This window comes from Haladaptatus sp. (assembly GCF_049589095.1).
In the GTDB taxonomy this organism is placed as follows: domain Archaea; phylum Halobacteriota; class Halobacteria; order Halobacteriales; family Haladaptataceae; genus Haladaptatus.
On the sequence record NZ_JBAWAC010000623.1, the window covers coordinates 1 to 3880 of the forward strand.

Here is a 3880-nt window from a genome sequence, read left to right on the forward strand (position 1 = left end):
GGGGGCTCTGGCGACGGGTTGGCTTCCCGTTACAGTGTCACCAACCCCCCCACGAAAGTTCTCGTCCCGGATGGCCCTAGAACCCCGCGCTGCCCAATCGTTTTTCGCTTCGATACGACCGACGAGCGATTTCTCCGATTTCGATACTCGAATCTGTTCTCAAACAGTCGCTTGGAGCCGGTCGCGTACCGCCGGAAGCGCCTCGCGTGAAGCGATGAGCGCGACACGGTCTCCCGCTTCGAGCTTCGTTCCCGGCAGCGGAATGGTCATCCGCTCACGGTTTCGACCGTGTGCGTAGATCCGTGCGTTCGTGGGGAGTTCGACCGCCTGAACGCGCGTCCCGACCAGCGGCGAGTCGTCCGGAATCGTCATCGTCGTCAACTGGAGGTTTTCGGTCAGGTCGGCGATGACGTCGAAGTCGCCGCCGAGAAGCGCGGTTTTCGCCCCTGCCGCACCGAGGCGCTCAGGGTAGATCACGTCGTCCACGTCGTCCGCGAACTTCTGGTAGATCTCCTCCCGGTAGTCCTCGTCGATGCGCATGACGGTTCGACAACCGTGGTGCTTGCCGACCATGCACGCCGCGAAGTTGACGTTCAAGTCCCCCGTCAACCCGCCGATCGCGTCCGCCGACTCGATGCCCGCCTCGGTCAGTACGTCCTCGTCCGACCCGTCCCCTTCGACGACCTCGAAGCCGTCCTCTCGCGCACGATCCACTTTGTCGGGGTCGTCATCGACGACGACGACCTCGTGACCCTCCTCCGAGAGTATCTGTGCGGTCCGGATCCCGACACGACCATACCCAACGATAACAAATCGCATACTGTTTCAGAACGCAACCGACGACAAAAACGTCACGGTCGGTGAAGGTAAGTTGACAAAAAGGTCGAAGCGTCGGTACGCTTCACGAAGTTCGTACGATCCGACTTCGGCACGAATTTCGCTTCCGTCACGGATTTCTCTTCCGTCACCGATTCCGCTTCCGTTGCTGCTGGCGTAGGGCTTTCCACCGACGATGGTGGTTCTCCCCGTTCGGTCACGTCAGCGGGCGTTGAGTCATCATCCGTCGCGTCGAATGCGACGATCATCCCGTCGTGACACTCGTTTGCCGTCGTTGCACTCCTTCGTTCGGGGGAGCGTCAGCGACCGTTGACCGTCTTCGATCCGCGATAAAAAGAGAACAGATAGAAAAGGAAAGAGACTGGCGAACTCAAATTCTCGTTATTTGTGGCCTTTCACAGCCTCTTCAGCCGACATCGGGACGCCCTTTGGGGGCGTCGTGTCCGCCTGTTTACCGGTCTTGGTGTTCTTCGTTTTGAAGTCTCCGCCGTCCGTGGTGGCGAAGCCACCCTGGATGTCGGAGTTGATGACCTTCGTGGTACCGTACCAGGACCAGACACCACGGTTGTTGACCGTACCGGGTGCCGAGCAGTTCTCGCCACAGACGGGCGTCTTATCGTCGACTTTTACGACCGTATTCTTGACGTACGGTGTTCGGTCACCCTTCGCGTTCAGGCGGATGTTGGAGATGTTGTTCGAGTGGAAGTACGAATCCTCGACGTTCGTAATCCCTTTCGCTCCCTGTTTCCCCGGACCTGACGCGTACAGACCGTTGTTGACAGTCTTTGCTACGTGCGTGCGACGAACCGTGATGACGCCCTGGTGCGGGAGGTTCGCATTGACCCACATGCCGCCTCCGCTTTTTCCGGGCTTCGTACCGTCGCCCATGTAGACGTTTTCGATGAGACCGTGACCGTCCGGCGATTCGACGCCAGGCATCATGATGTAGGACTGGCCGCTGTCCTGTCCCTTGATACCGACGTTGCGAATCGTCCATCCGCTTCCGCTCGTCGTGAACGCGACTCCGGCACCTTCGGCGGTGAGATCGATAAGCGTGTTTTCGAACGTTTCTCCGTCGCCGACTTCGATCGCCTTTTGCTGGCCAGCGGGGACGGTAATCGTATCATACCCTTTCGCACTCGCCACTGAACTGACGCCTACTGCCCCTGTCGCGGCCACTGCGGTACCGGCCGCCTTCAGGAACGAACGTCGTTTCAGAAACGATCCATTGTCGGTTGTGTCGTTTTCGAATTCGCGTGCCATGCAGGTTCAACGTGAGGTTGGTATGGTAAAAGTGTAGCGATTCTCTTTCAATGTGGTACTAACAATTTATAAGGTGGCCCATGATGCGACGTTGTGACCGATTACCACGGAATCGACGCTGGAATACCGAGATAGTCGAAATCGTACACGAGAGCGATTCTCTTGGGATACGTGAGCGGAGATACGCCTCGTTACCGAGGTAAACCCGGAGCGAAATGAGTATCTACAGCTTACTCGTGGACAACGTCACCGGCAAGGGGAAAATTCCAGATAGTTTCTTGATGATTTATTCAGGCAGGTGCGGTGATACGCATAGGCTTCGCTTACAAGCGGGGCTGTAGAGTATAACAAAGTACCACGAAGGGGGTGTACGATGTGAATGAGCGGAGCATCTGAACATCGGCACCTCCATCCTCTCGACAGTATACGCCAGCGAGTCGTTGGGCGGATCGGGGTCAGAGCGACATCCTCAACGCATCGAACCATCGATACGCGTTCCGTCGTGAGGTGGGGGCAGTGACTTCCGACGGACCGCGTACCGTCGTGCTCGGATTCGATGCGCTTTCTTTCGAGTATCTCGACGAATTTGCGGACGAACTGCCGAATTTCGGCCGTCTCCGTTCCACGGGTATCGACGCACCACTTCGTTCGACACATCCACCGTGGACCGGAAGCGCGTGGCCGTCGATGTACACGGGGACCGATCCGAGTCAGCACGACGCGTACGGGTTCTTCGACTACGAGAACACGTATCCGGACGAGGCGAACATCATCACCCGCAACGACGTACAGCAACCGGCGATTTGGAACTACCTCACCTCCATCGACGAGCCGTCCATCGTGCTCAACGTCCCGGTCACGCATCCTGCGGAGCCACTGAATGGAGTCCTCGTTCCGGGATACCTCGCATCGGAGGACGCCGATGGCTATCCAAAGGACATCAGAGGCGAGTTGTCCGACGCGCTCGGCGAGGAGTACACCATCTACTCACAAGCGGAGATGGTGAGCGACAAGGAACGCAAACTCGATGGATATGCTGACCTCGTTGGCATGCGTGCGCGCGCGGCAGAATATTTACTGACGAACTACGAGTGGCGCGTGGCGATTATCCAAGTGCAAAAGACGGATGCAGTTTTCCACAATTTCGACGAACGAAGCGCGTTCCGGCGGATTTACCGGGCGGCCGATGACCTCGTCGGCACCGTTCAGCAGTGCGCCGCCGACGCCAACATCGTCGTCTGCTCGGACCACGGGATGGGTGTCACGAACGGGTACAAACTGTTCGTGAACGAGATTCTCCGAGAACACGGCTTCGTCCGGGAGGATTCGACCGGGAACAACTACGGAACCAGTCTCAGTTCGGTTAAGCAATCGATCGTTAACCCGGACGAGCAAGCCACCACGGACACTGAAACCAGTCCGATAGAACGCGCAGCGTCAATGGGGATTACCGGACTCGGTAAGGTCGGCTTAACCCCGGCGAAGATTCTCACCGCGGCCCAGCGTGTCGGATTGGAGGAGGAACTGAAACGCCTCGTCCCGGGCAACGTTCGCTCGGCGGCCGAACGAACCGTCGATTGGCGTCGGTCGAAGGCGTACTGTCGGGCGCTCGGTGAACTCGGTATCCGAATCAACCTCGAAGGACGTGACCCCAGCGGTGTCGTTCCGCAATCCGAGTACGAAGCCGTTCGGTCGGAACTCATCGAAATCCTCTCGTCGGTCAGAACGCCGGACGGACGCTTGGCGTTCGACTTCGTCGACAGGGCGGAAAACGTAAACC

Annotated in this window: 3 protein-coding genes; 1 reads left to right on the plus strand and 2 read right to left on the minus strand. The window is 58.2% G+C overall.

Annotated features, from left to right (window positions below; translation table 11 throughout):
• Positions 1-159: 159 nt before the first annotated feature.
• Both WBV42_RS19770 and WBV42_RS19775 read right to left on the minus strand, forming a co-directional pair.
• Positions 160-819, minus strand: coding sequence for a potassium channel family protein (locus tag WBV42_RS19770; RefSeq protein ID WP_423987565.1), 660 nt, complete (start codon positions 817-819; stop codon positions 160-162).
• Positions 820-1218: 399 nt separating this feature from the next.
• On the minus strand, positions 1219-2100 hold the full coding sequence (locus WBV42_RS19775) for a twin-arginine translocation signal domain-containing protein (RefSeq protein ID WP_253225226.1): 882 nt from the start codon (positions 2098-2100) through the stop codon (positions 1219-1221).
• A 516-nt stretch (positions 2101-2616) separates the two neighbouring features.
• Here WBV42_RS19775 and WBV42_RS19780 point away from each other — a divergent pair.
• The coding region (locus WBV42_RS19780; protein WP_423987566.1) for an alkaline phosphatase family protein at positions 2617-3880 on the plus strand (1264 nt) is incomplete at its 3' end.